Origin of the sequence: Kitasatospora sp. NPDC057015 (assembly GCF_042673745.1) — a bacterium.
Classification (GTDB): domain Bacteria; phylum Actinomycetota; class Actinomycetes; order Streptomycetales; family Streptomycetaceae; genus Kitasatospora.
On sequence record NZ_JBHUSG010000054.1, the window covers coordinates 20,614 to 43,938 of the forward strand.

Genomic DNA, 23,325 nt, shown 5'->3' on the forward strand with positions numbered 1-23,325 from the left:
CCTGGGCATCTCAATGACCGTTGACAGCAGATACCCTTGCCGGCCAGGACGTTGGTTGGGTAGGTCGCGTTCTCGTGTCCCGCCCCGCAGTTCACCCGGTGAGGTTTCCGAGTGCCGAGCCACTCGGTTTCGAGGACCTCGCCACCCAGGTCGGCCACGCGCGCGCGGAACAGTGCTTCGGCTCGCATGGAACTCGCCCTTGACGCGCTCACGATCCACTCACGCTGTGCGAAGCCGGAAAGCCGCCCACCCGGTGAGCCAGGTTGGCGCCTGATCGCCAGCAGGATGGTGCTTGCCTGCCGGAGTGGTTGTAGGCGTCACGCCGCTGGTCATGTCTCCCCATGACGGGGGATCATTGCAGAGGCCACCGACATCCGAGTTCAGACGGCGCTGCCGCCTGCCCCGTTCACGAGTCGGCCAAGAAAGCATGGCGGCGGTGCCTTGAGCGTGCGTGCGAGGTGGTTGTCAGTGAGAGCTCGTACGCTTGCTGCCCTGTGAGTGGAGGGGGTTCTGTGACTTCGCAGCCGCGCCGTAACTACAGCAACGCGACGATCGCCGGGCTGATGACGTTGGCCGGTGGTGCGTGCTACTGGCCCGATTGCGGTGAGCCGATCCTCCGTATGGTGGGCACGGAGCCGATGCTCAACCTGGAGATTGCCCACATCCGGGCGCTCGAGAAGGGCGGTTGCCGGTTCGACCCGTCCTGGACGGTGAGGCAGCGCAACAGCTTCATCAACCTGCTCCTGATGTGCAAGCCGCATCACAAGACGATCGACGGCCCCCGAAGCGCCGAATTCCCGGTGGAGCTGCTGGAAGAGTGGAAGCAAACCAGGGAGGCCGAGGGCCAGGGCGCCCTCGCAGGCCTGCGGGAGGTCACCGAGGCGAGCCTGCAGGACATGTTCACCGACCTGCGCGACGACCTCCTCGCCCAGGTGGAGCAGGCCGCTGCGACCGGGGCCGCGATCCTCGCGCGGCTGGATGCACGCACCGACTTCCCGACGGGCTTGTCGACCTTGAGCCCACGCGCGCGGCAGACCGCGCAGGGCCTGGTGAGCGCGTGGCCCGCGATCGAACGGGCAGTAGGGCTTCTGCACAGCGTCCCGGAGAATCGCGGGGCACTTCTGCAGCAGTGGGCAGGTCATCTGCCCGGCTGGATGAATCAGGCGCCCCCGGACGCTTTCGGCTGGCTGGGCCAGGTCGCCTCGGACTACGACGCACACCGGGCCGCGGTCACCTTCTTGCAGCGGTGCCTCGACGATGGCGGCTTCCCGCGGGAGCAGTGGGCCGCGCTGGTCGTGCAGCAGCTCAGCGCCGCCGGTGAGGACCAGGAGGCGCGAGCGTTCCTGGCTGCCAACGCCGACCTCGACTCGCCCTTGCTCCTCGCGCTGGCGGCGCTCTTCGACGGCGACTGGAACGCGGCCTTGGAGCACGCAGCGGCTGTGCGACCCGCAACCGAGACCACGCGCCTACTCAAAGCTGGGGTGGAAGCCGTCGCCCTCACAAAGACCGGACAGGACGGTGCCGCACTGGCCTGCCTGCGCGCTGCGGATCCGGACGGCATCCTCTCCAGCGTCCAGCTGCTGATCGCTCAGGCTCTTCTGGAGCGCGCAGACGGTCGACGGAGCGAGCACTGGTTGACGGAGGCCCACGAGGCCTTCTCGCTCGCGATCAAGGCACGCGACAGTCGGCGTCGATGGTTCGGCGACAGCGTGGAACCCACCGTGACCGCCTTGCAGGCAGCCCAGATGTGCGGCGACACCGCCACCGCATGGGAACTGACCCAAGAACAGCCCGACGGACAGGCCACGTTGCGCGAGGCGCGCGACGTTCGCCTTCTCGAGCACCGGGCACTGCTTGCCGCGCTCACCGGCCGGACGGGCGAGGCCCGGCGCCTCCAGAACCAGGTCGAGAGCGTCTACGTCAGAGCGCAGGTTGCAGCTGTGACTCTGGAGAGGGAATGCAGCGGCCAGACGCAGCCCCCACAACTCCAGGATGCCTGGCAGGCCGTCTGGGACGCGGCCACCACTGACCAGGAGCAGCTCCACGCAGCAATGGGCATGGCGGAGTGCGGATCAGAACCGGCCAGCCTGCACCACCTCGAAGCCTCCTACCCTGAGAAGGTCGCCGAGATCCGACTCATCGCCCGTGCACTCAGGTCAAGCGGCGACGGCGACCTCTCGGCACTGCGCGCCAACGTCACCGAAAGCCCCATCATCGTGATCCTGCTGGCAGGGCGCTACGAGGTCAACGGTAACTGGGAGCAGGGAGCGCGCACTCTTCGATCAGGGGCCGACTACTGGCGGGACGCCTTCATGATGGCCATGGCGGCCAAGGCGTATCGGCACGCCGACCTGCCCGCGCAGACGAAGGAATGCGCGCGGGAGGCCTTGGAACTGGCCGGTCCCGACTGGGCAGCCCAGAGCAAGAGCGAGATGTACGCGCTCCTGGTCGAGGCGGAGTTCGCCGAGGGCCACCCCGACCGGGCCGCCGGCGCGGCGCGGAGCATGCTCGCACTCAACCCGGACGACCATGACGCACTGTGGGCGCTGACCCGCTGTCACGTCGCCCGCGGCCTTGTCGAAGAGGCCTGGAACGCCCTGACCCAGCGAGGAGCGCCTATCGAGCCCCGCACCAAACACGAAGCCCTGCTCTGGGTGAAGCTGGGAGCAAAGTACTATGACGACCCGAACTTCGCTGGCCAGGCACTGGCGTTGATGCAGCGTTGGCCCGATGACGAGGAACTTCTCGGTGGCTTCATCACCGCTCTGCACGTGGCCGCCGCTGGTACCCCCGAGCGATGGCCCGAGGAGTTCGGCAACCAACTCACGCAAGCAACCGAGCGCTACCTGGAACGGTTCCCCGACAGCTCCCAGTTCCGGGCCGTGCAGCTGGGACCCGACGACGATCCGCTGGCCAACATCGCCGACGAGCTTCGACAGGCGTACGAGAACACCAAAGAGGTCCGGGACAAGGTCACCAGTGGCGAACTTCCCCTGGGCATCCTGACCTGGGCGGCGGGCCGCACCTACACCGAGGCAAGCCTGCGCCGCGCCGCCGGGTTCGTCTATGCCCGCGATGCCGTGGCCGATGTCGCAGGAGACGAAGCAGTGGCAGCGGCCCAGAACACTCGCACCGTCATCGATCCGACCGTCGCGCACACCCTGGCACTGCTCGACCCCGGGCAGGCCGAGCGTTTGATCGGCTGCCTCGACGAGGTCATAACCACTGATCAGCTGTTCCAGGACGCGCTGCAGGCCAAGGAGTCATTGGCTCTGCAGACGGACCTGACACTTGTCTGGGACGCCGAGGAGCAACGCTCGGGAGTCCTCGCCGAGCAAGCGGACGAACTGGATCGGCTTCGCTCCACAGCAGTGCGCGTGGTGAAGCTCCTCAGGTCCACCGCCAGGGTCCCCCATCCGGAACTGCGGCGTTTCCCGCTTCCAATAGCCCAGCGCGGAGAATGGCTCACCGCCCTTGACCACGCGAAGGAACACGGTCTGGTTCTGTGGACGGACGACCGTGTACTGCGATCCCTTGCACGTGCAGAAGGAGTCCTTGGGTTCGGCACCCTCGACCTCTTGGACTCGATGGCCACAACAGGGCAACTCGGCCGTGACGAGGTCCTGCTCGCCAAAGCCGACCTCCTGCGCCAGTATTACGTCGACATCCGTTTCACCAACGACGTCTACACCGCGGCAGCCCTTGCGGACGGATGGCGGGCCAAGGCCGTTGCGGACGCCTTGTCTCGCCCCCAGACATGGACCCAGCCGCAGCCTGTGGCCTCGTTCGTGCTCGGTTGCATCGCCCACATCAGTGAGCAACACCCACAGGACATCACTCGATGGCTGGCCACTGCATCCGCAGGTCTGGCACAGGCATCGGCGCCAGGCACCGCCAACCAGAACCTCAAGACGCTGGCCTGGCAGGCCCTGACACAAACCTGGACAACCACCTCCTCGCTCCCGTTCATCCTGGCCGGGCTCCGCAGCGGCATCGCCATCCGCGACGACGCCGGGAAGCCGCTGGAAGACGCGCTCGCCCAGTTCTACGCTGCGCTGGTTGCCCGGCTCGGCCACGAATCGGCGGCCAGCCGGCTCATGAGACTGTTCGAGCTCTCTCCCGACGCCGAGAGGGCCACAGCTGCCCGTGCCGTACTGACACACCACGGGAGCTAGGACCTCGCCCCCAGAACCGTGCGCCGCAGCGCCAATAGTCCTGCGTGTGCAGGGCTGCCAACGATGACACCCGTGATTGCCCAGAACACCTGCCCTGTCACCTGACAGACAGCCCTGTCCTGGCACACCCGCGGGGGAGGACCAGGATCATTGAAGTGATCAGTGCGAGTGCGGACCTTCAGTGCGACCCGCCATCCCTACGACGGGCCGACCTCCAGGACGAAGCACATGGCGCGGTAGCCGGCCTGTAATCCGACGTCGGCGCACTGATCCATATCCGGTCCATGCCCACGGCGCGTCCCGCACTGCTGCCAGCGCGGACCGAACGGGCCGGCGAATCGATCGCATCGCGCTGCGATCCAGTGCCGGACCGGTGGCGGGGCCACCCGGACCCACCCGCCAGGACGGTGCGCCCGCATGAGCAATGCCACCGCGCCGGAGCAGCGCCGGTGAAGCAGCGCCACCTGTGCGGTGACCCACGTCAGTCGATCGTGCGTGTTTACCTGATGAAGGCCAGCATAGACATCCTTTCGCAACCCTTGGCCACCAAGGCGTCACTATGTGCTACACCAAGGGGGTGAGGCGTGTGCTGTGTTGAAGGCTCCGCCTCAGTGATCAGTCGGTGCTGACGGTCAGTTGTGACAAGGAGCGTTCGATGGAGAGCGACACCAACTCGTCCCGGGAAGAGCAGACCGCCAACCTCGCGGGGGCCACGACCCCATTCGCGCCGGCGCCGTCGTCGCCAGGAGCACCTCTGGAGGTGTTGCGCCCAGGGGCCGCAACACCACACTTCATGCCTCGGGATCCGAGTATCGAAGTCGTGCTCGACAGGAGCGAGAAGCTGTTGAGCCGGGGCCGGTACGACGCGGCGCTGCGGGAGATCGGCCAGGTGAGCCCGGGGCGCGACGTGCTTGGGTCGGCGTACGCACTGAAGCTGGCTGAACAGACAGTGCGCGCTCACTTGGGGCGTGGCGATCGGCATCTGCAACGTGGAGAGGCGCGGGAAGCGACTGCTGCCTACGAGACAGCCCTGAGCTCGTCCACGGAACATCCAGCGGTTACCGGGGTGTACGCGCTGGCTATCAGGGCGATCGGTGCCTTGGCGCAGGAGCGGTCCGCTCTCATCAGCCAGCTCTTGGGACTGGTGGCCAGGAACGACTACACGCGCTGGTGCGAAACACGTAACGGGATCATCGGCACGTCAATCCTCAATGTGCCGATCAAGCCCCTGATTCCTGACATTCCGTTTGAGGACGTTTTCGGCACCCTGCGGCCGGGGCAGTTCCCGCCCCCTCCTGCGGAAGGCTGGAGCCGGCCTCTCAGTGACCAAACGGACCCGTTTGGTCGGGTGATGGTCGACGGTCCATCGCTGACTCCTGCGCTGGCCTTCGAGGCTGCCACGACCAGGCCTCTGACCGTGGCGGAGCTGGCCGCCCACTTGGGCCCAGCGACAACCACTGGCCGTACGCATCAGTTCACTTCGAGTGCGGCCTCGTCGGTTCCCTTGTTGAGCTCGTTGATCCGCGTTCGCGCTCGGTTGCACGGTCTGGCCAACGGACTGGACCTGCTCGGTTCGGCACGTGCGAGCACCCCGTTGCTGAGGTACAGCTACTTGCGGCAAGAGGCCTCTCGGATCCTCGATCACGTGGACACCCTGGACCAGCACATGATCACCGCCCAGTTCAAGCAGGACGACTTTGAGGCAGTTCTCGGTCCTCAGCGTGCCCATGTCGACTCCCTGGCCGCAGAGCTGCAGGCGATCAGCATCAAGATCGATCAGCTCAGTTCGGGGCTGGCCAGTTTCCAGCAGGGTGAAATGCAACTCAGGAACGCGGTGAAGCAGCTGAGCCAGGCGGAGGACGATTGTGACCCGGAATGGTGGGAGGTCGTTCTTTCTGTTCTGGTGGTGATTGGTGCGGTCGCTGTCGGAGCAGTAGGCGGATTCATCCTCTCGGGTGGCAATCCGCTCGGTGCAGTCGCCGGTGCCGTAACGGCTTTGATCATCAGTATCGGGCTGACTGTAAAAGTATGGTCGGACAAGAAGATCACATGCGAGAATGTGTCGCACGCTAAAAATGACTTCCAGCAGGCTCATCAGGCTATCCAGGCCGCGATTGGCGACGTACAAGCCGAACTGGAAAATGCCCTCCTTATGCGGGATGCACTGGCCACGGACCTCGTATCGGCGAAGCAGCGCCTCGATAAGGCAGAGGCGGGTGACAAGGCACGTGTTCTCGATGCTGCTACGCTCGGCCGGGTCATCTTCGGGCTGGATCAGGTGCGCACCAGCATGATTCTCCGTGCCCATACTATCGCCACGATGGCACAGGCCTCGTACAACTTCGAGAACGACACCGCAGTCGCCCTGATCCGCGACTCCCATACTGATTACATCGAGCCGGAAACACGCGGTTACACCGCCGCTGCAGCGCTTCGCCGCGACCTCGACGGTATCGATTACATTCGTCAGACCGCTCGGACCCGCAAGGAAATCCAGCTCACCCAGGTTGTGTCACTGCGCAAACACCAGCCGATGACGTTCGCGGCATTGCTGATGTCGGGTGCCGCCCAGTTCTCCACTCGACTGGAAGACTTCGACCGTTGGTATCCGGGCACCTACCTGCAGCGGTTGAGGGAAGTGCGCGTGGAGGTTGTGCTTGCCCCCGGTGCAGACAGTGGGCAGATCCGCGGCTATCTCACGAACGCCGGCGTCTCCTACGTGCGATTCAGCGATATCGGAAACAAAACCGCCATCGACAATCGCGATATCTTCGCCGAGACTGACCCTGATCTAGTGAAGCTGTGCTACAAGCGGCGGCGGCGCCATCACGCGGTGGAGACGAAGGCATTCCCTCAGATGAGCAGCCCGTTGGCTGATGCCCGTGATATCGCACTCCAGACGGAGGAGCGTAACCACTTCGAAAACTGCGGCTTGGAAACCACCTGGTCCCTTGAACTGCTGCCTGACCAGCAACTCAACCTCGCTCAGATCGAGGACGTCAGACTGCACTTCCAGTACGGTGCGTATTTCGATCCGTCACTCAAGCGGGTTACCGAAGCCAAACGGTACCTGGACCGGCACGAGACCGCATTGGTGTCCGCGCGACAGCTTTTCGGCAACTTGGGGCGCCAGCTCGACCTCACCGCTCCGGTGGAAATGTCCGTCTCGGCCTACCAGTTCGAGGCACCTCAGGTACCAAAGACGATTGATAAGGTCGCCGTCATGGTACGACCCAAAGGCTCCCCCTTGCTTGCGGGCAAGGCTGGACTGCGGATCAGTTTCGAGCAGTCGACACCCGTGGAGATGGAAACCAACGAGATGGGGCTCATCGCTACATCCTCGACCCGCCCGGCAGGCACCGGCACAGATGAACTGCAGACACTGGTGGCAGGAAAGAGCGTCACGGGGCTGTGGACCGTGGAGGTGACGTCCCTGCCTGACGGGCTGACGGTCGCCGACATCGACGACCTCTTGTTGATCGTCAACTACACCTACCAACCGGAAGCCTGACACCGGGCGCACGGGCAAACCTCAGCCAGACTGTCGCGGTAGATCTCGGATCTACCGCGACAGGACCTCGGCGTCGGATCAGGTGTTTCGATGCTGAACGCTGCCGCGCCGGCAGGCCTCTCCCACAGGCCTTTCACCCCGGTATGTACTGAGAAGGTATGCCTCCGTTGCCGCAGCAGCTCCATGACGTTCCCACCACCGTACGGGTCGAGGGGGTGGCCGAGCCCCGCACACCGGCATCTCCGGTCGTTTCGAGTAACCGTTTCAGCGCGTCGCGAAGCAACGGCCAGGCCCGCCGTGACTGGGCTGCCAGCCGGCAGCACCGGATTGATCCTGGGGCCTTCTCGCCGCGAGTTTTGTGGTAGCCGGTCTCGTTCCGGTGCGTCAGTGCCGGGCCGGGTTCCGTCTGTGCCTGCCGGAGGGCCTCGGTGCGGTGTCCGGGTGGACGGGAAGCGTTCGGGAAGCCGTTGAGAGGACCTCGGCGCCCAGTTTCGTCAGCCGATACGACCAGGGATGGGCGTCCTCGATGTAGCCCATGCCCTTGCCGCCCAGCGCCCTGGCAGCGGAGCGTCCCACCTCGTACCGGGCCAGCCCGTCGGCCCCGGCGCCCTCGACCCGGCGCAGGACTGCGAGCATCCAGTCAGCAACCGGGGCGCAGGGCTGAGCACCGGGCGCCAGGGCGGCACGGCACGCGGCACGCCCCGCCGCCGTGACCCGCACATCCACCCGCTGCGCTCGGCCGGCGGCGGTGTCGACCATGACACGCCGCAGCTCGAGCAGCCCCCGTCTGACGAGTGCCGCGAGGGTCGAGCCGCTGCCGGTGTCTCGCAGACCCTCGGCGTCGAGCCGCTGCTGCGCCTGGGTCTGCGCGTTGTCGACACCGCGGACGGTGTAGGGGATCCAGCGCCAGGCGTGGGCCGGCGTGCGGGCGCGGCGGCGTTGCCAGCGGCGCTGCTGCTCGTGTTCGGCTTCCTGGTCGAGGGTGAACAGGACCATGAGGTAGGACGCCTGGCGCTGGTTGAGAGCGGGCGGCTCGGGCCTGGTCATGGCCTAGCTGTCGCTCTGCTCGATCTCCTCGATCAGGTGGCGGGGAAGGATGTGCTTGGCGACCAGGTGCGCCATGTGCAGCACTCCTGGGAGCAGTAGGGGGTCGGGGTGGTGGCGGGAGGAGTAGCGCTGCTGGTGGATTGCGGATGCCCACGCGGTCGGGTCGTCGCTTTCGTCGTGGCAGGCGACGAGCAGTTCGAGGAGTTGCGGGTTCCAGACGTTCTTGGTGGTGTCGTGCTTCCAGCCGTGTACGGGGTTGCCGTCGGGGTCGGTGCCGGTTCGTCCCCAGTGGGCTTCGATGCGGGATCCCTGGGGGGAGCCGGGGGCTGCCGTGGCGGGTTTGCGTGCGGTGCTGAAGAACAGCCGGGGGTGGTCGGGGTCGGTCCAGAGGCCGGATCCGGCACCGACCAGGCCTTCCTCCGTCGCGTTCGCCCGGAAGGCGAAGTGCTGGCTGGTCTCGCTGCGGACGTTGGTACGCATGCGGATGTGCCGCAGGCCCTTCCAGGTCTGTCGGGGGATCGGCCGCTTGGGGTCGAAGGCCAGGGTGTCGGGAACAAGGTGTTCGTTGTTCAGGCCCGGGCAGTTGCCGCGGATGTTCTGGGCGAGGGTGAGCAGGGCGATGTCGCTGCCGTCGCAGACGTCACCGATGATCTCGCCGAAGAAGTCGCGCACGCTCTCGTTGGTGAATGTGCGCTCCGTCTGGTGGTCGGCCAGGGTGAGGAGTGCCTCGCGGTAGGTCAGCCACGGGCTGAGGGGGGTGCGCATTCTGACGAAGGGTTCGCCCGGTAGTTGGACGACGGCCAGCGGTAGACGGGCGCTGAACTCCTTGTTGCGGCGCACGATCCACAGCCCGACGGTCGTGATGTCGTTGAGCGGGCAGGCGGGGGTGCCGAGGAAGGGGGGTGCTGCGAGAAGGCCGTTCTGGCGTACGAGCAGGTCGAGGATCGACTTGCGGACGCGTTCGCTCTGTCCGCCTTTCTCACTGTTCTCCTCGCCGGAAGTGGGCTTGGCGGGGGTGAGGTTCTGGACGAGTACTCCGGCGGAGCCGGCTGCGGCCTTCACCGGGTGCTTCGGGTCGTGATCACCGGTGCGGAAGTCGTCGGCGCCGGGCATCTCTACGACGGCGAAGCGTGGGGCGCCGGCAACGTCGGGGCGTTGGAGCCAGGCGGTGGTCTCGGTGCGGCGCGGGGCGGCGGCCTGGGTACGGCGGTCGCGTGGGTTCTTGATCGAGTCGTCCACGGTCAGTGACGCGGCCAGGCCTGCGACCGGTTTGATGCGCAGGTCGACGTCGACGGCCCGGCCCGGCAGTCCGAGGTGGAGCTCGCCGTTCAGCGGCAGGTCGACGGTCGGCCGTGGGACGTTGAACGCCTCGTGAAGTTCGGTGATCACGGCGTTGGCGATCGCGGTGGTGCTCCAGGCGAGGTCGACGATGAGCCGTGGGCCGGCGGCCTCACGCAGCGCGTCCTGGTCGATGTGCAGCAGCTGGCCGGCGCTGGGTCGGGCGGGCAGTCGAACCGGGACGCGTGACAGGGGCGCCTGGGGGGTGGTGATGCCGGCGAGGGCGGCGTGGAGCTGGTGGAACACCTGCCAGCGGTCGCGGGCCGAGCTGCCCACGCCGACGGGGTGCTTGGAGTAGGTGCCGAGCCCTTCGCGGAACAGGACGCCGGCGAGGGGTGTACCGGTGTCCGTCTCCAGGAACTGGGCGGGGTCACTGGCCAGGTCCGGTGCCTGGGGCAGGTGGGCCTGGGTGGTGGAGCGGGCGAGCGTGTCGGCGAGTACGTCGTCCCACACCATCTTGCCTTCCCGCTTGCCTTTGGGGCCGGGCTGCCACTTCATGCGGGCACGGCCGAAAGGGCTGGTGCCGTTGGCCCACGGGGACGGGGTGAACAGGCAGACGCCGATACCCCGCTTGTCCCAGACGTTGGTCCTCGCCCAGCGTCGGATCCCGAGGGTGATGTGCAGCAGGGGCTGCGGTCTGAGCCCGTTGTTCTGCACGGTGAAGCGCAAGGTGTAGGACCAGTGGTAGGTCGCGCTGCCGTTCTTGGCCTGGTACGTGTGCGGCGGGTAGGAGATGAGTTCGGCGCCTTCGTCGCTGGCGCTGCGGTGCCAGCGGGAGATGCCGTCGAGGATGTGCTCCTGCTTCTCGCTGTCCCACCGCCGGTGGTCGACCTGCCACTTGGAGGCGACCAGCCGGTGGGCGACGGTGTGCGCGAGCAGTCGGTAGTCCTGCCTGTTCACGGCTTTGCCGGGGTCCACGCGTAGCTCGCGGACCTCGCTGGTGAGGTCCTGCGCGGTCAGGCCGCCGAGGATCCGGGCGAGGACCTGCATGTCGATGGGGGCGGGTTTCCCCCGTCGTCGGGCCCGTTCGTTGCTGGCCTGGGCGGCGACGGCGAGACCACTGCGGACCAGTTCGACGATCATCTCGCGGTCGGGCCGCGGGGTGCCCTCCTTCACGTCCCACGCGAGCCAGACACGGTCGGCGGCGCCGGTGGCGTCGGTGACCAGGACGTGCGGCAGCAGGGCGGCGATGCCTGCGTTCACCGCCCACAGCGGAATGCCGTACGGCTCGGCCTCCTCCGTGTCGGGGGCAGTTCGCCGGAACACCTCACGCCGCAGCGCGGTGGCGATGCGCTGGGGGAAGACGAACGCCTCGTAGGTGCACAGGGCAGCGCCACCTGTGGGCTTGAACGCCAGGGACGTGCGCTGGATCCGGTCATACGTGGCCACGGTGCTTCTCCAGAAGGGTACGCAGGGCATGTCTGAGGGGGCGGTAGAGCGGTGTTGCGACGTCGGCTGCGGGCCCGCTCATGGCTTCGTCGAGGGCGTGGTACATGCCCAGGAGGATGCTGTCGTCGGCGGACGGGTCGAACGCGCCGTCGCAGAAGTAGATCTGGGCGCTGGCCGCGCCGCGCAGCTGGCGGCCGGCGATCTGGTTCAACGGCGGGATGTTCGTCCAGTCCATGGCGCGCCGCTCGGGGGAGTCCGGTTCGGTGAGGGCGTACCGCAGGGGATCCTCCAGCAGGTCCGTCCAGCGGCGATGAGCGATCCGCCGGAAGGTGGTGGCGCGCTCCGCGAGGCCGGCTTCGGGAAGTCCTGCACTGGGGAACCCCGATCGGATCTCCTCGACCCCCCAGCGGTTCATGGTCTCGATGTGGTAGCTGAGATCCTCGGGGTGCAGGTGCGGGCGTACCAGGTACAGGGCGGCACCCAGGGCCGCAACATGCTCACTGTTGAGGATGTTGTGGCCACGCTCGATCGCGAGCATCGGGGTGATGAGGATCCAGGCATCCTCGTGCCGGGCAAGGCTCGAGACACGGCCGCGGGTGAGTGAGCCCGGATCCCAGTGGTGGGTGCCCCGGTCGTCGTCAGGCACCAGGTGAAGAACCTGCCCCGCCCACTCGGGGCGCAGATGTACCAGCTGCTCGTGCACCAGGCGTGCCTCACGGTAGTTCCCGACCAGTAGAAGCAACCGGCGGCGTCCGGGGTCGAGCCGGTCCCGGATCTCCTCCAGGGCGCTGGGCCGCGGGCCGCGCAGCGCGGACTTGGCCGTGCACAGCGCGGCCAGAAGCTCGGTGAGCGCATCCGCACGGGCCTGGCCACGTTTCCCGGACACCTTGACGTCCCGGCGCACACCGTCGGGACCGGTCACCGACGACGGCAGGTACTCCAGGACAATGTGCTCGTCCAGCGGGATCCTGTCCGCGGCCTTCGAGGACAGGACCCCGCTGACGGGCACCTGGACGTCGTAGCGCGGGGAGTTGCCCGCCCAGCTCGTGGCGGACAGCAACAGCACCCCCGGCCCTTGCGATCCGAACAGATGCGGCAGATCGAGGAGCAGGGAACGTCCGATCCCCGAGCAGCGGAAGAAGCTGAGGGTGCCCAGCTGATCGGGATGCCCGCCCTCCTCCTCGCGGTACTGGAATCCCAGCAGGTTGCCCATCGGACTCTCCGGCACCAGCGGCAGGTACTCGGCCGCAGGACGGTGGACCAGGCTTGTACTCATCGAGTCCGCGCCCATCTCGCTCTCCACCTCCCACACGTACCGCGTGAGCTTGTCGAGTTCCTGGGCCAGCAGCGCGACGGTCATCGTGACGTGGAAGCGCACCGCGAGGCGTTTGCGTGACTCCTTGCCCATCGACCGTGTCTCGGTGAGAGTGCCCAACCAGTCCACGAGGTTCGAGGTGATCTCGTCGGTGTCGTCGAAGCCGCGGGAAGCGATGGCGAGCAGGACACGCAGGTCCTCACTGCCCGCGCTGAAGCGCGCCGCGGGTTTGGTCAGCCAGTCGCGCAGCACCACCATCCACCGCCGGTAGGCGCTCTCCCGCCTCGTGTCCGCCTCGCAGGGACCGTCCGACGACACGGGGTCGAGCGGCAGGCCGGCCAGCTCCGCCGCCAGCTTGCCGCCCAGTCGCCACTCGTTGAAGTAGCTCTCCGACAGCCACTCGCGCACATACCGGTGGGCTCCCATCAAGGCATGCAGCCTCGCCGTGAGCACCGCCGCGCGCTCGATGCCCACCGACCACTCACGCACCGTCGCACTGGTCGTCAGGTGCTTGCCGCGCGAAGAACGGTTGTGCTGGTCGAAGAGGCCCTTCACCTCGTACAGCCACGCCTCCTGCCCCGGACCGGTCAAGGTTTGGGTGGGACTGAACGCCTGGTCCAGCTGGATCTGGACCCGGTCCGCCTCGTCGAAGGCGATGACGTCGCTTCGCTCCCACGCCAGTTCCAGGTAGCGCTGGCCGGTGTCGATCACCTGGACGGGGACCTTGCAGTGCAACAGGCCGGGAGCGGTCGAGACCCAGATCGGAGCGTCGACGAGCGCCCTGGGCGCCTCCTGCCGGCCGCACCTGAAGAAGAGCGGACACGCGCAGGACTCAGGGCCTCTCCTGCTGCCGGTGGACTGCCCGGGGTCCTGGTCGCTGGTGCCAACAAGGCGCAGCTTGCCCTTGCACGGTGCGTCGGCCAGTGCGAACGGAGCCGTGAGAGGAAGCAGTCCCTGCATGGTGCACGCGGTCGACACCCAGCGCAGGCGGTCGTCGTTGAGCAGGTCCAGCCCCACGGCCAGCGGATCGGCAGGGCGGTGAAGCTGACGCAGGTGCTGTCCGCGAGTGGAGGCGCCCAAAATGGGGGCGGCGGCGCCGGGTACGTAGAAGTTGAGGTCGCCGACCATATCGAGCACCGACACGACATCGCCGAGCACAACGGTCATTGTGTGCCTGCTGCGGTGTCTCGCCGCCCACACGGCGAGGATCGTCAGAAGCGTCGTCTTGCCCACCGCGGGCATACCCACCAGATGGACGAGGTCCACGACTGGGAGCCTGCGTGCCCGGCGCAGTCCGCCGCTTTCACGGACGTGCAACTGGACGTCCGTGATCCGCCGGTGCCAGTTGCGGGTGCGGTCTTGTCCGGAGTCGACGGTGTCCATCCACCGTGCCGTTCGCTCCAGGGCGCCCCAGGTGATTGTCACCCTGCGTCGGCGCCTGGGCCGGTGGCCGCCGCCCGCGGTCGGGACGAGCCATGACGGCAGGACGACCTGGTGCTCCTGGCCGTTCACGCCGAACCGGTAGGCGGTGTCCGGCTCGGCAAGCGGGGTGGAGTGCGAGCGGTGCTCGGGTGCCGCCGCCAGGGCAGCGGCGTAGTGGTGCTCCCGGTCCGTCGCCTCGCTCAGCGCCCGCCTGACCGCCGGCAGGTCGACGTCCTTCACTTCGAACATGCGCAGGTGCTCGGGGAACTGCTGGTACGCCTCCAGCGCAGCAGTCCAGTCCCGTTCCGCCTTCAGGGCGCCGATCAGCCAGCGGATCGAGGAGTTGACCGCCGGCCGTCCGTCCTCCTGCGGACGAAAGTCGTAGCCCGGCAGCAACGCCCACACTTCCTTGGCCGCGCCGCTCGGCTGCCATCGCGCCATCGCGTACAGACCCAGTTCCACGTCGATGGCCTGCCGGACCCGGGCATTGGACATTCCCGCGCCGTTGGCCGGCCGGACCAGGTCCGCGTAGACCTTCGCCCTCCACGCCGTGCGGTTACGGCCCACAGGTGACCTCCCCAGCGACGCCGGTGTCGGGGCAGGACTCGATCAGCTCCCGATCGGTGACCGCATGCACGTTGCGCTGCGAGCGCAGGGCCGCGCTGCGCGCCCGGAGGATCCTCAGATAGGTGTCCCGGCCCCCGGTGCGGTCGGCCGCCACCGCGACGAACCCGCTCTCGTAGGCGTAGGGATGGCCGACGGACCACGCAGGGAACATCTTGATCCTGCGGGCGAGCAGGTAGGCGTTGCGCCAGTCCTTCACATCGACCCCGATCGCATACCCGTCGGGCCATCGCGCCCACACGTCCAAGGCGTCGAACTGCGGAGACAGCACGACGTGGGCCCCGCGGGCCGCCAGCGCCTCGGCGAGAGCGAGTTCATGGGCCCCCGGGAGCGCGACGGAGGTCACCAGCTCGACCCTCAACCGATACAGCCCGTCCGCCGGCGTCATCGTCGGCTCGCCCAGCCGGGAAGCCACCGCGCAGCGCCAGCTCGGGCAGCGCCACTCGCCGGACGCAAGCGGCGTCATCCACTGCCCGCAGCCGGCGCACACCGCCACCTGCCCCGCGACGGAGCCGCTCACCGGCACCGGCTCGTACGACTCATCCAACCACTGCGCCCATGGAGCAACGTCGAGGAAGGCGTTCTTCAACGAGAGCATCCGAGCGGTGTGCACCACGGAATGCCGGGTGACCGTCCGCCGCCACTGCGCGTAGAGCTCCGGACGCCCGAGAACCCTGGCGACATCCTTGACATGGTTGACGAGGGAGCTCTCGTGCACCTCAGAAATCACGTCGGAAGCCGACAGGACCCATTCCCGGCAGAACTCACTCGGTCTCCCGCCCAGAAGGAGCAACTCGCCGCCGGCAAGCACATCCCGGTCCAGCACCAGCGGCCAGTCACGCAGAGGCCTGCCTGCACACCAGTCCCACACCAGATCGCCCACGCCGACGGGCGCCATGACACCGACGCGCGCACATGCGACGGACAGCCTGTCCAGCCCCAACTGCAGCCGCGCGTCGTACGGGCGGCGCCGGTCGACGTCACCGCGCCACCCCTGCATCCTCACTAGTCCTGAAGCCACCAGTGACAGGATCAGATCCGACTCACGCTCAGGACTCCCATGCCCCGTATAGACGAGCTGGTCCACGCTATTCACGTCGTCAGGGTAAGAACGTCACCGACCCCTCAAAGGCGCCGAATCGATTCACCTGGGAGGGGAATCACACGAACGAGTGATCGCCGTCGTCCGGTTTCGCTTGTCCGTCCGATCCGCGCACAAGACCACGTGGGTCGGCAGATCCATTCGGCCTTGCCTCCGCGTACCTCGACGCGGAATCACCTGCGCTCGGAGGAGAGGCAGAACGAGTGCGAGTCTTCTAGAGAGCCAGCCAGGTGGCGGCAAGGAGCACTGCGGGTCCGTGCCGACCGACACCCTGGACGCCCCGGCTGCAGACCGAGCGCCTGGGGCCGATTCAACAAGTCATGAGCCTGCCCAGAGGCCCCCTCAGTGTCCTGTCTGCCCAACCCGGCCGGGCGCCCCCGGCTAGGAAGGCAGTTCCAGCATGGCAGGACCGAGCGCGCCCGGTACCACGGGCCACACGGTATTCGGCGGGGTGGACTCCCACGCTGACACCATCCACGCTGCGGTCGTCACCGACCGCGGCGGCCACATCGCCGACGCCGAGTTCCCCACCACGGTGCTGGGCTACACGGCAGTGCTCGCGTTCCTGACCGCCCACGGCACCGTGACCTCCATCGGAGTGGAGGGAATTCCTCCTACGGCTCCGGCTTCAAAGGCCCGCACCGCGACACTGAATCAGATCGGGCACGCCCTCATCGGCGCCCCCGGCGACATCCGCGCCAAGTACGGTGCACTGCAAGGCGACAACCGGACCCAGGCCCTCGCCAGGATCCGCCCGACCGGCGACGGCGTCCACATCGCGTTCCTGACCGCGCTCAAGACCCTCGCCAAGCGCGTCCAATCCCTCACCGAGGAACACCACGCCCTCACCGTCGCTCTCGACGCCCTCGTCACTGAGCTCAATCCCGGCCTGCGCGCCACCTATGGAGTCGGCCCGACACCGCCGCCCAGCTGCTGATCACCGCCGGCGGCAACCCCGACCGCCAGCGCACCGAGGCGTCCTTTCATCACCTGACTCTGCTACGCCAACGGCGTGCCTGGGCCGCACAGGCGGACACTCCGCCGCTGGCTTACCAGAAGCACCGGCTGTGCCGACGTCGTGCTGCGCCGGGCCTCGTGTCTCTTGCTGTCTTTGGCTTGCTTTTGCTGTGGTCGGTGCGGGCCTACGGTCTCTGCGTGGCGGGGGAGTTCACCGTGTCGGATGCTTTTTGGGCGTGGGGATTGTCCCCCGGGTGGGGCCGGTGAGTCCGGTGTCGCGTTGTGGAAGCCCTGGAAATGGGCCCCCGTCCGTTTCCTACGTGTCGTGGTCCGCAGGGCGGCGGTGTGCCGAGCGTAGCAGGGGCCTGTGACAGCGTCGCGCCCATGCTTTCGGAGGTTCTTCGCTTTCGGTGTCGTTCGTCTGCTCCGTTGGTATCGTCGGGGCCGCAGGGGAATCGATGGTGGGCAAATCGCCATTCCAGATGCAGAGCTGACGATCTGTCAGCCCTCTGGGTCATGTATTCAGCGAACCCTAGTACGGCGCGTGGGTGGTTGCAGTCCGGGGGTCTCGTGCTGCTCCGGGCCGACCGTGCCGGTGGATAGGGTGGAAAGGATTATCGAACGATGTCTGCGAACGTTGACGCGGGAACGGATGGTGTGGTTGCCGTTCGGACGTCGGGGGAGGTGCCCCGGTCGGCGCAGCAGTGGACGCTTGCGGAGACGACCCGACGGATCATCACCGCGCATACCTCGAACGGTGGACGCCGATACGAGCTGTCGTATGACTCGGTCACTCCCGGTCGGGGACGGGTAGGCATCGTCGGCTGCGATGCGAGCGGCGAGGTGGTCACGGAACTGCGAGGGGATGTCCTCTCCGTCGACATCCCGCTGATCGTCCGCCTGCTGACGGGCGCCACGGGTACGGACGGTACGCACGGCGGGGAGCCCGCTCCGACCGGTCCACGGGCTCCTCGCCGGCCACCTCGTACCGGGGAACTCTGGAGCGGTGAGGAGGAGAGCCGACTGGCCACCCTCCACTACGAGGGGAGGGACCCGGCCGACATCGCGCAGCAGCTCGGACGCTCTGAGAAGTCGATCCGCTGGAAGCTCGCCGGCCTGGGCCTGGCCCTGTTCCCCGAGGACCTGGTTCCCGCCCCGCGGTCTGTCCCCGCGCAGCCCGAGGCCGAGAAGGCCTACACGGTCGAGGAGAAGCGGCGCGAGCATTCCAACGCCTACAAGCGCTGGACGGTCGAGGAGGAAGAAGATCTCCTCGACCGCTGCGCTCAGGGCGTGTCGTTGCGTGAACTGGCCGAGGAGTTCGGTCGCAACGAGGGAGCGATTGCCTCGCGACTGCTCAAGCTCGATGCGCAGGGACCGGCGGTCGCGGAGGCTGAGGAGTTCGGCGGGTGACAGTGCCAAGGCCGAGCGCTGCTGAGGCCCTGTGTGTGGTGATGGGTGCTCGTCGTGCCGCGGCGCTGCTCTCCCTCCTTGAGAGGGCGGGGTGTCACCTCGGGCCCCGGTCGGCGCCCCGTCCCCTTTCGCGGCAGGTGGGCCGAATCGCCGCGCTCTTCGCGGCCTTGATCGTCACTACCTCCGTTCAGAAAGAGAACCTGCTGTGAGCCTGACCCGACTTCTCGACGACAAGACCTCCGCCCTGCGGGTCTTCTTCGACAGCGAGCTGCCTGTCCTGCGGGCCTTGAGGGCCTCCTACCGGGCGACCCGCTCGCACGTGCTGCCGACGCAGCGGCCTGAGCCGCAGGCCGAGACCCGGTGGGGCACACTGGGGGCAGCGATCGACCATCGTCTGCGCTGGTCGCTGCGGGCGGTCCAATTGCGGGGCCGCTCCGTGGACGCCGGGATCTCGATGGCCGGCGAGTACGCCCCGATCCTGCAGCGTGTCGGCGCTGAGCTGCTCGACACGATCGACGAGCTGATCGTCCGTGAACGGCTCGACGATCGTTCACTGCCCGTCTCCCGTGCGAGTGAGACGGAGGAGCGCCTCGCCCGCCTCGCCTATGTCGCGGCATTGTTCGAAGAGGTCTTCCGCACGGGGCAGGTCTGGCCGTCCACTGCGCTGGCGCAGGCCGACGGCTTCCTCACTCTGGAGGCGCTGCTACGGGCTGTGCCCGACCATGAGGCGCGGGACGTCGTCGCGATGGTGGAGCGCTCCCGTCATGGAGGACTGGAGGCTTTGCGTGCAGCCACCGCCCCTGATCTGGTCGTCCTGGCCCCGACCTTCGCCGGCAGTGCGGATGTCGCAGGCGCCGACGCCGACTGGATCGCGGATCGCACCCTCGTCGACGTCAAGGCGACCGTCACCCCGGACAAGCTTCCCGGAAAGGACATCCACCAGCTCGCCGGCTACCTGCTCCTGGATTACGAGGACGACTACCGGATCGAGCGACTCGGCTGGTACCACGCCCGCAATGGTGCGCTCACTGTCTGGGAAACCGCAGAATTCCTCACTCTCTTGGGCGCCAGGGACTCGCTGCCGCGCCTGCGCGAGCGGCTGCGGGCCGTCTTGACCCGTGCTGCCCACCCTCGCTGAACGCTTCCAGCGGAGCGCCGGAGCGGTGCTGCCCCGGGTGCCGCCAGAATGTGGCCGACCCGCAGGCCGGTCAGGAGGCCGAGTGCGAGCAGGCGGCCGCTGTCGCGGTGAAGGGCGCCGGCTCCTGGTGGCGCCGCTCGCAGCGCTGACCACCCTCCATGCCCGGGTCGTCGCGCAAGGCAACCACTCCCACTCGGAGATCAAACCCGCGTGTTAATCATCGGCAGGCCCTTAGCTGATCGGCGCCGGCCCTGCCGCCGACCTTCGGCCGCGGCCTGGCTCTGGTCCACCAGGTGTCGTCGGCGGGCGAGGTTGGGGCCGGCGAAGCCGGGCCGAGGCTGAAGTGCAAATTCAGGTCGGCCTGGTCGTTCTCGTGGACGCTGAGGGTGGGGTGGAACGAGTCGGACTCCCACAGGTCGTTCATCGACTTGTACGGGCCCAGGCGCAATGTCCCCGTGGCGAGGATCCCGGTGATCACCGCGTCGGCGCTCGTGTAGTGGTAGAGGTCGCCGGTTTCCACTGGCTTCGCCTTCCGGGCGGCACGCTCGGCGAATGCTTCGAAGGGCTCCCGCAGCGTCCCCATCTGCCGTGACCTGGCCATCCAAGTTCTCCTGCCACTCGACCGGCAGTCCCCCTTGGGACAGGCCTTCCGGTGCCTTCGCTCTAACCTATTTATCGTCTAGCTGACGATAAATAGCGCAGTGCAGACCATCCGGACCATCGGGACTAGCTAGAAGGGTAAAAGAAAATGGATAAAGCAGAAAGCTAAAGATGTGTTAGATTCTTTCTGGAGGTGAGGCTTCAACATGCCTACGCAGGACGAGTTGTTCGCGGCTGTGGATGCGCTGCTGGCCGGGGTCGAGCCGGGTTCGCAGTTGCCGGAGCCGGCCGAGCGGGCGCGTCTTCGGGAGGCTGCCGGGGTGACCCAGGCGCAGCTGGCGAAGGTTTTGCGGTCGACGGTGCAGACGGTGAAGAACTACGAGAACGGCCGCTCGACGCCGAAGGCGCCGCGCCTGGAGGCGTACGTGCGGCTGCTCGACGGGTGGGCGGCGAAGCACCCGGCCCCGACCTCCGCCCCGGCCGCTGCGACGGTCGAGCAGGTGCCGGCCGCCTTCGCTGCGAAGCCCGCCTTGGCCGCCGCGCCGCAGGTCGAGCCGGAGCCGGTACCCATCGCCGACGCGCAGGAGCCGGCCGAGGAGACCTCGCAGGAGCCGGCGGAGCCGGACGACGATCAGCCTCCCTACATCACCCCCGGGAGGAAGCCGGTGCGGGCCGGGCAGCCGCAGCCGCTGCGCCGTGCCGCGCGCCCGGCCCCGTACTTCGACGGGCAGTTCCCGAGCGGGCCGCTCGCGGTCTTGGACGGCGACGGTGTCGCGTACGGGGTCGGCGGCCTGGTGCTGGAGTGCCCGGCCACCACGTTGGCGCAGCTGGTCACCTGGGCACTGGGCGAGTCGGGCCTGGGCACCGCCCGGCTGCACCGCAACGGCCGGGACGGTGACCCGCTGATCGTGCTCACCGCGGCCGCCGCCGAGAGGTTCGGGCTGCCGGCCACCCTGGACGACGACCCGGCGACGCGCCGCTCGCAGCGGCTGCCGGAGGACCACAGGGTGGTGAAGGCGCTGGCCCGCTCGAAGTGGCAGCTCACCCGCCGCGGCTTCGGCCCGTGGGCGCGGATCTACCGGCCGCTCAAGGACGGCCGCCGCCAGTGCGTGCAGCTGGCGGTCCTGCCCTGGCGGGCCCTGGACACCAGGGCCTGGGGCGACGCGGCGAGCCTGCCCACACCCGATCTGGCCCGCGTGCTGGGCATCTACGCCCAGCGGGTCATCACCCCGCGCGGCTCGACCGCGACCTGCGGCCTGGAGCTGATGACCGCGCTGCGCCCGCCGACGAGGGCGGTGCGCGACGAGGCGACGGGTGGGTGGGTGTCGGGACCGAACCCGGGGGCGCTGACCGACGTCTACGAGGCGGCGCCGCCGGAGGTCCTGCTCGAGCACCCGGCCGCTCAGGGCTGGGAGGGCGGGTTCCTGGGCGAGGAGTCGTACCAGTGGATCCGGCCGGTTCAGACGCTCTCCGAGGCGGAGATGATCGAGCCGTTCGCGGTGGGCATCGACATCAACACCGCCTACCTCGCCGCCGCCGCCCGACTCTCCGTCGGCCTGTCCGGCCCGGTCCACGTGAGCACCCCGGTGTTCGACAAGAAGATCCCGGGCTCCTGGTTCGTCGACCTGTCCCACATCCCCACCGACCCGCGCCTGCCCAGCCCGTTCACCCCGACGGGCAAGCCGCCGACGGGACCGGCCTGGTACGCCACCCCCACCCTCGCCTACGCGGTGGAGATCGGCGCCGACGTCCAGCCGATCGAGGCGTACCTGCGCGAGAGCGCCGGCGCCTACCTGGACCCGTGGCACGACCGGCTGCGCGAGGCCTACGTCACCACCATGGCCGAGGCCGGCATCCCCGTCGACAAGGACACCGACGAGCGCGCCTTCCTCGCCGCGATGACCGCCCACCGCCTCCTCAAGAGCGCGGGCACCGACCTGGACGCGCTGCGCACCTCGCTGGCCGCCGAGGGCCTGGGGCACCTGGCCCAGATGAGCGACGGCCAGCTCACCGCGGCCGGGTGGCGTCACCACCAGATCGCGATGGTGCTGTCGGCGGTGAAGTCGACGGTGAAGTTCGGGATCGGGAAGCTGCGCGAGCGCCCGCAGGGCCTGACCTACAAGGCGGGCGAGCCGTGGTCGGCGCTGGAGCGGCCGACCTGGCGCCCGGACATCCGGGCGGCGGTCATCGCGAAGGCGCGGGTGAACATGCACCGCAAGATGGCGAACGTGGCGAAGGCGAACGGCCGCTACCCGCTCGGCGTGAACAACGACTGCGTCGTCTACGCCTCCCCGGGCACCAGCCCGCTGGACTTCCTGCCGCTGACCGGCTCCGGCAAGGGCGTGCTGCCCGGCACGTTCCGCCTCGGCGCCACCCCGGGCCTGTCCAAGGTCGAGGGCGTGCAGTCGATGCTGACCGTCGTGGACTGGCTGGAGCGCGAGCAGCCGCTCAACCCGGCCCGGCACATCAAGGGCTACGACTCCACCATCGTCGACGGGAAGTAGGAGGACATGGCCGAGGAGATCGGCGACGCGATCGACCGGGCCGCGCCCGAGCACTTCACCCAGCGGCTGCCGAAGTCCGCGCAGGCGCAGATGCGGGCCCTGGTGAAGGCCGCCAAGGGCGATAAGAAGGCCGTCGCCGCCGCCCTGGGCATCGACCCGAACACCGTGCGCCGCTACCTCAAGGGTGAGCGCAAGCACCCGCGCCCTGCACTGCGCGAGGCCCTGGTCCGCGAACTGCGCAAGGTGTGGCAGCCCGGCATCCGCCGCCAGGCCCGCAGGAAGGCCGCCAGCAGCGGCGGCATCACCGTCGAGGTGTGGGCGTACTTCGGCTACACCGCCCCCGTCGGCACCACCGACGAGGCCCGGCTGCGGCACCTGACCGTCCACCTCCCCCCGCGGTACGCCGAGCGCCTCTTCACCGCCCAGAACCAGGGCGCCGGCGACCAACAGATGCGCGACATCATGGCCGAGGGATTCCAGGAAATCTATTTCAAGGACGGCGGACGCGCCGCCGGACTCGAAGTCGAATTCACCGGGATCCAGGCCATCGACGTGAAGTACTGACTTCGGGCAGAGAATTCAAAAGGCCGGGCGACGGACACGTGCCCCGGCCGCCCGCACCATCCAAAGTCCGGGGCCGAGGTGGCGTGGTGCCTGGGGCACAGGGCCTCCGGCACCGCACCGCCCGCCGCGAAAGAACGCGGCGCCGACGTCACCCGGCCTATCCGACGGCCCACGGCAGGAGAATTCGCCGCGCACGCCACCATGCGCACCGATTGCCGTAGCGTGACCG

12 protein-coding genes are annotated in these 23,325 nt (G+C 68.1%); 7 read left to right on the forward strand and 5 right to left on the reverse strand.

Annotated elements, in window-relative coordinates; all coding sequences use genetic code 11:
- The first annotated feature begins 512 nt into the window (after positions 1-512).
- Entirely contained in the window at positions 513-4,175 is a 3,663-nt protein-coding gene (locus ACFTWP_RS34690; protein WP_380269002.1) for a hypothetical protein, read from the forward strand.
- Between the two features lie 655 nt (positions 4,176-4,830).
- Positions 4,831-7,686, forward strand: a complete 2,856-nt coding sequence (locus tag ACFTWP_RS34695; RefSeq protein WP_380269003.1) for a hypothetical protein — start codon at positions 4,831-4,833, stop codon at positions 7,684-7,686.
- Positions 7,687-8,070: 384 nt separating this feature from the next.
- On the opposite strand, the gene ACFTWP_RS34700 is transcribed toward ACFTWP_RS34695, so the two are convergent.
- From ACFTWP_RS34700 to ACFTWP_RS34715, 4 genes are read right to left on the reverse strand one after another with little or no spacing between them, the layout of a single operon-like run.
- A complete protein-coding gene (locus ACFTWP_RS34700; RefSeq protein WP_380269004.1) occupies positions 8,071-8,733 on the reverse strand; it encodes a hypothetical protein in 663 nt (220 codons plus the stop codon).
- 3 nt (positions 8,734-8,736) lie between these two features.
- Positions 8,737-11,460: an RNaseH domain-containing protein gene (locus ACFTWP_RS34705; protein ID WP_380269006.1), complete on the reverse strand. Its 2,724-nt coding sequence runs from the start codon at positions 11,458-11,460 to the stop codon at positions 8,737-8,739.
- The gene (locus tag ACFTWP_RS34710) at positions 11,447-14,764 is read right to left on the reverse strand and encodes a hypothetical protein (protein WP_380269007.1); all 3,318 of its coding nucleotides are present in this window, start codon (positions 14,762-14,764) and stop codon (positions 11,447-11,449) included. Before ACFTWP_RS34710 ends, ACFTWP_RS34705 begins: the two co-directional genes overlap by 14 nt.
- Positions 14,754-15,917 carry a hypothetical protein gene (locus ACFTWP_RS34715; RefSeq protein ID WP_380269008.1) on the reverse strand — a complete coding sequence of 388 codons (1,164 nt, stop codon included), beginning with the start codon at positions 15,915-15,917 and terminating at the stop codon, positions 14,754-14,756. The genes ACFTWP_RS34710 and ACFTWP_RS34715 overlap by 11 nt, the downstream gene beginning before the upstream one ends.
- Positions 15,918-16,374: 457 nt before the next feature.
- Between ACFTWP_RS34715 and ACFTWP_RS34720 the strand changes: the two genes are divergently transcribed.
- From ACFTWP_RS34720 to ACFTWP_RS34730, 3 genes are all read left to right on the forward strand, one after another.
- Positions 16,375-16,860, forward strand: a complete 486-nt coding sequence (locus tag ACFTWP_RS34720; RefSeq protein ID WP_380269009.1) for a hypothetical protein — start codon at positions 16,375-16,377, stop codon at positions 16,858-16,860.
- Positions 16,861-17,504: 644 nt separating this feature from the next.
- Positions 17,505-18,290 (forward strand): helix-turn-helix domain-containing protein, encoded by a 786-nt coding sequence (locus tag ACFTWP_RS34725; RefSeq protein ID WP_380269010.1) that lies wholly within the window; start codon positions 17,505-17,507, stop codon positions 18,288-18,290.
- 205 nt (positions 18,291-18,495) lie between these two features.
- Positions 18,496-19,428: a hypothetical protein gene (locus tag ACFTWP_RS34730; protein ID WP_380269011.1), complete on the forward strand. Its 933-nt coding sequence runs from the start codon at positions 18,496-18,498 to the stop codon at positions 19,426-19,428.
- A gap of 217 nt (positions 19,429-19,645) precedes the next feature.
- Here the strand turns inward: ACFTWP_RS34730 and ACFTWP_RS34735 are convergent, their stop codons facing one another.
- On the reverse strand, positions 19,646-20,029 hold the full coding sequence (locus ACFTWP_RS34735) for a hypothetical protein (RefSeq protein WP_380269012.1): 384 nt from the start codon (positions 20,027-20,029) through the stop codon (positions 19,646-19,648).
- 205 nt (positions 20,030-20,234) lie between these two features.
- Here ACFTWP_RS34735 and tap point away from each other — a divergent pair, with 205 nt between their 5' ends.
- Together tap and tpg are read left to right on the forward strand one after the other, a co-directional pair.
- Positions 20,235-22,532, forward strand: a complete 2,298-nt coding sequence (gene tap / locus ACFTWP_RS34740) for a telomere-associated protein Tap (RefSeq protein ID WP_380269013.1) — start codon at positions 20,235-20,237, stop codon at positions 22,530-22,532.
- Positions 22,533-22,538: 6 nt separating this feature from the next.
- Positions 22,539-23,096 carry a telomere-protecting terminal protein Tpg gene (gene tpg / locus ACFTWP_RS34745; RefSeq protein ID WP_380269014.1) on the forward strand — a complete coding sequence of 186 codons (558 nt, stop codon included), beginning with the start codon at positions 22,539-22,541 and terminating at the stop codon, positions 23,094-23,096.
- Positions 23,097-23,325: the final 229 nt, after the last annotated feature.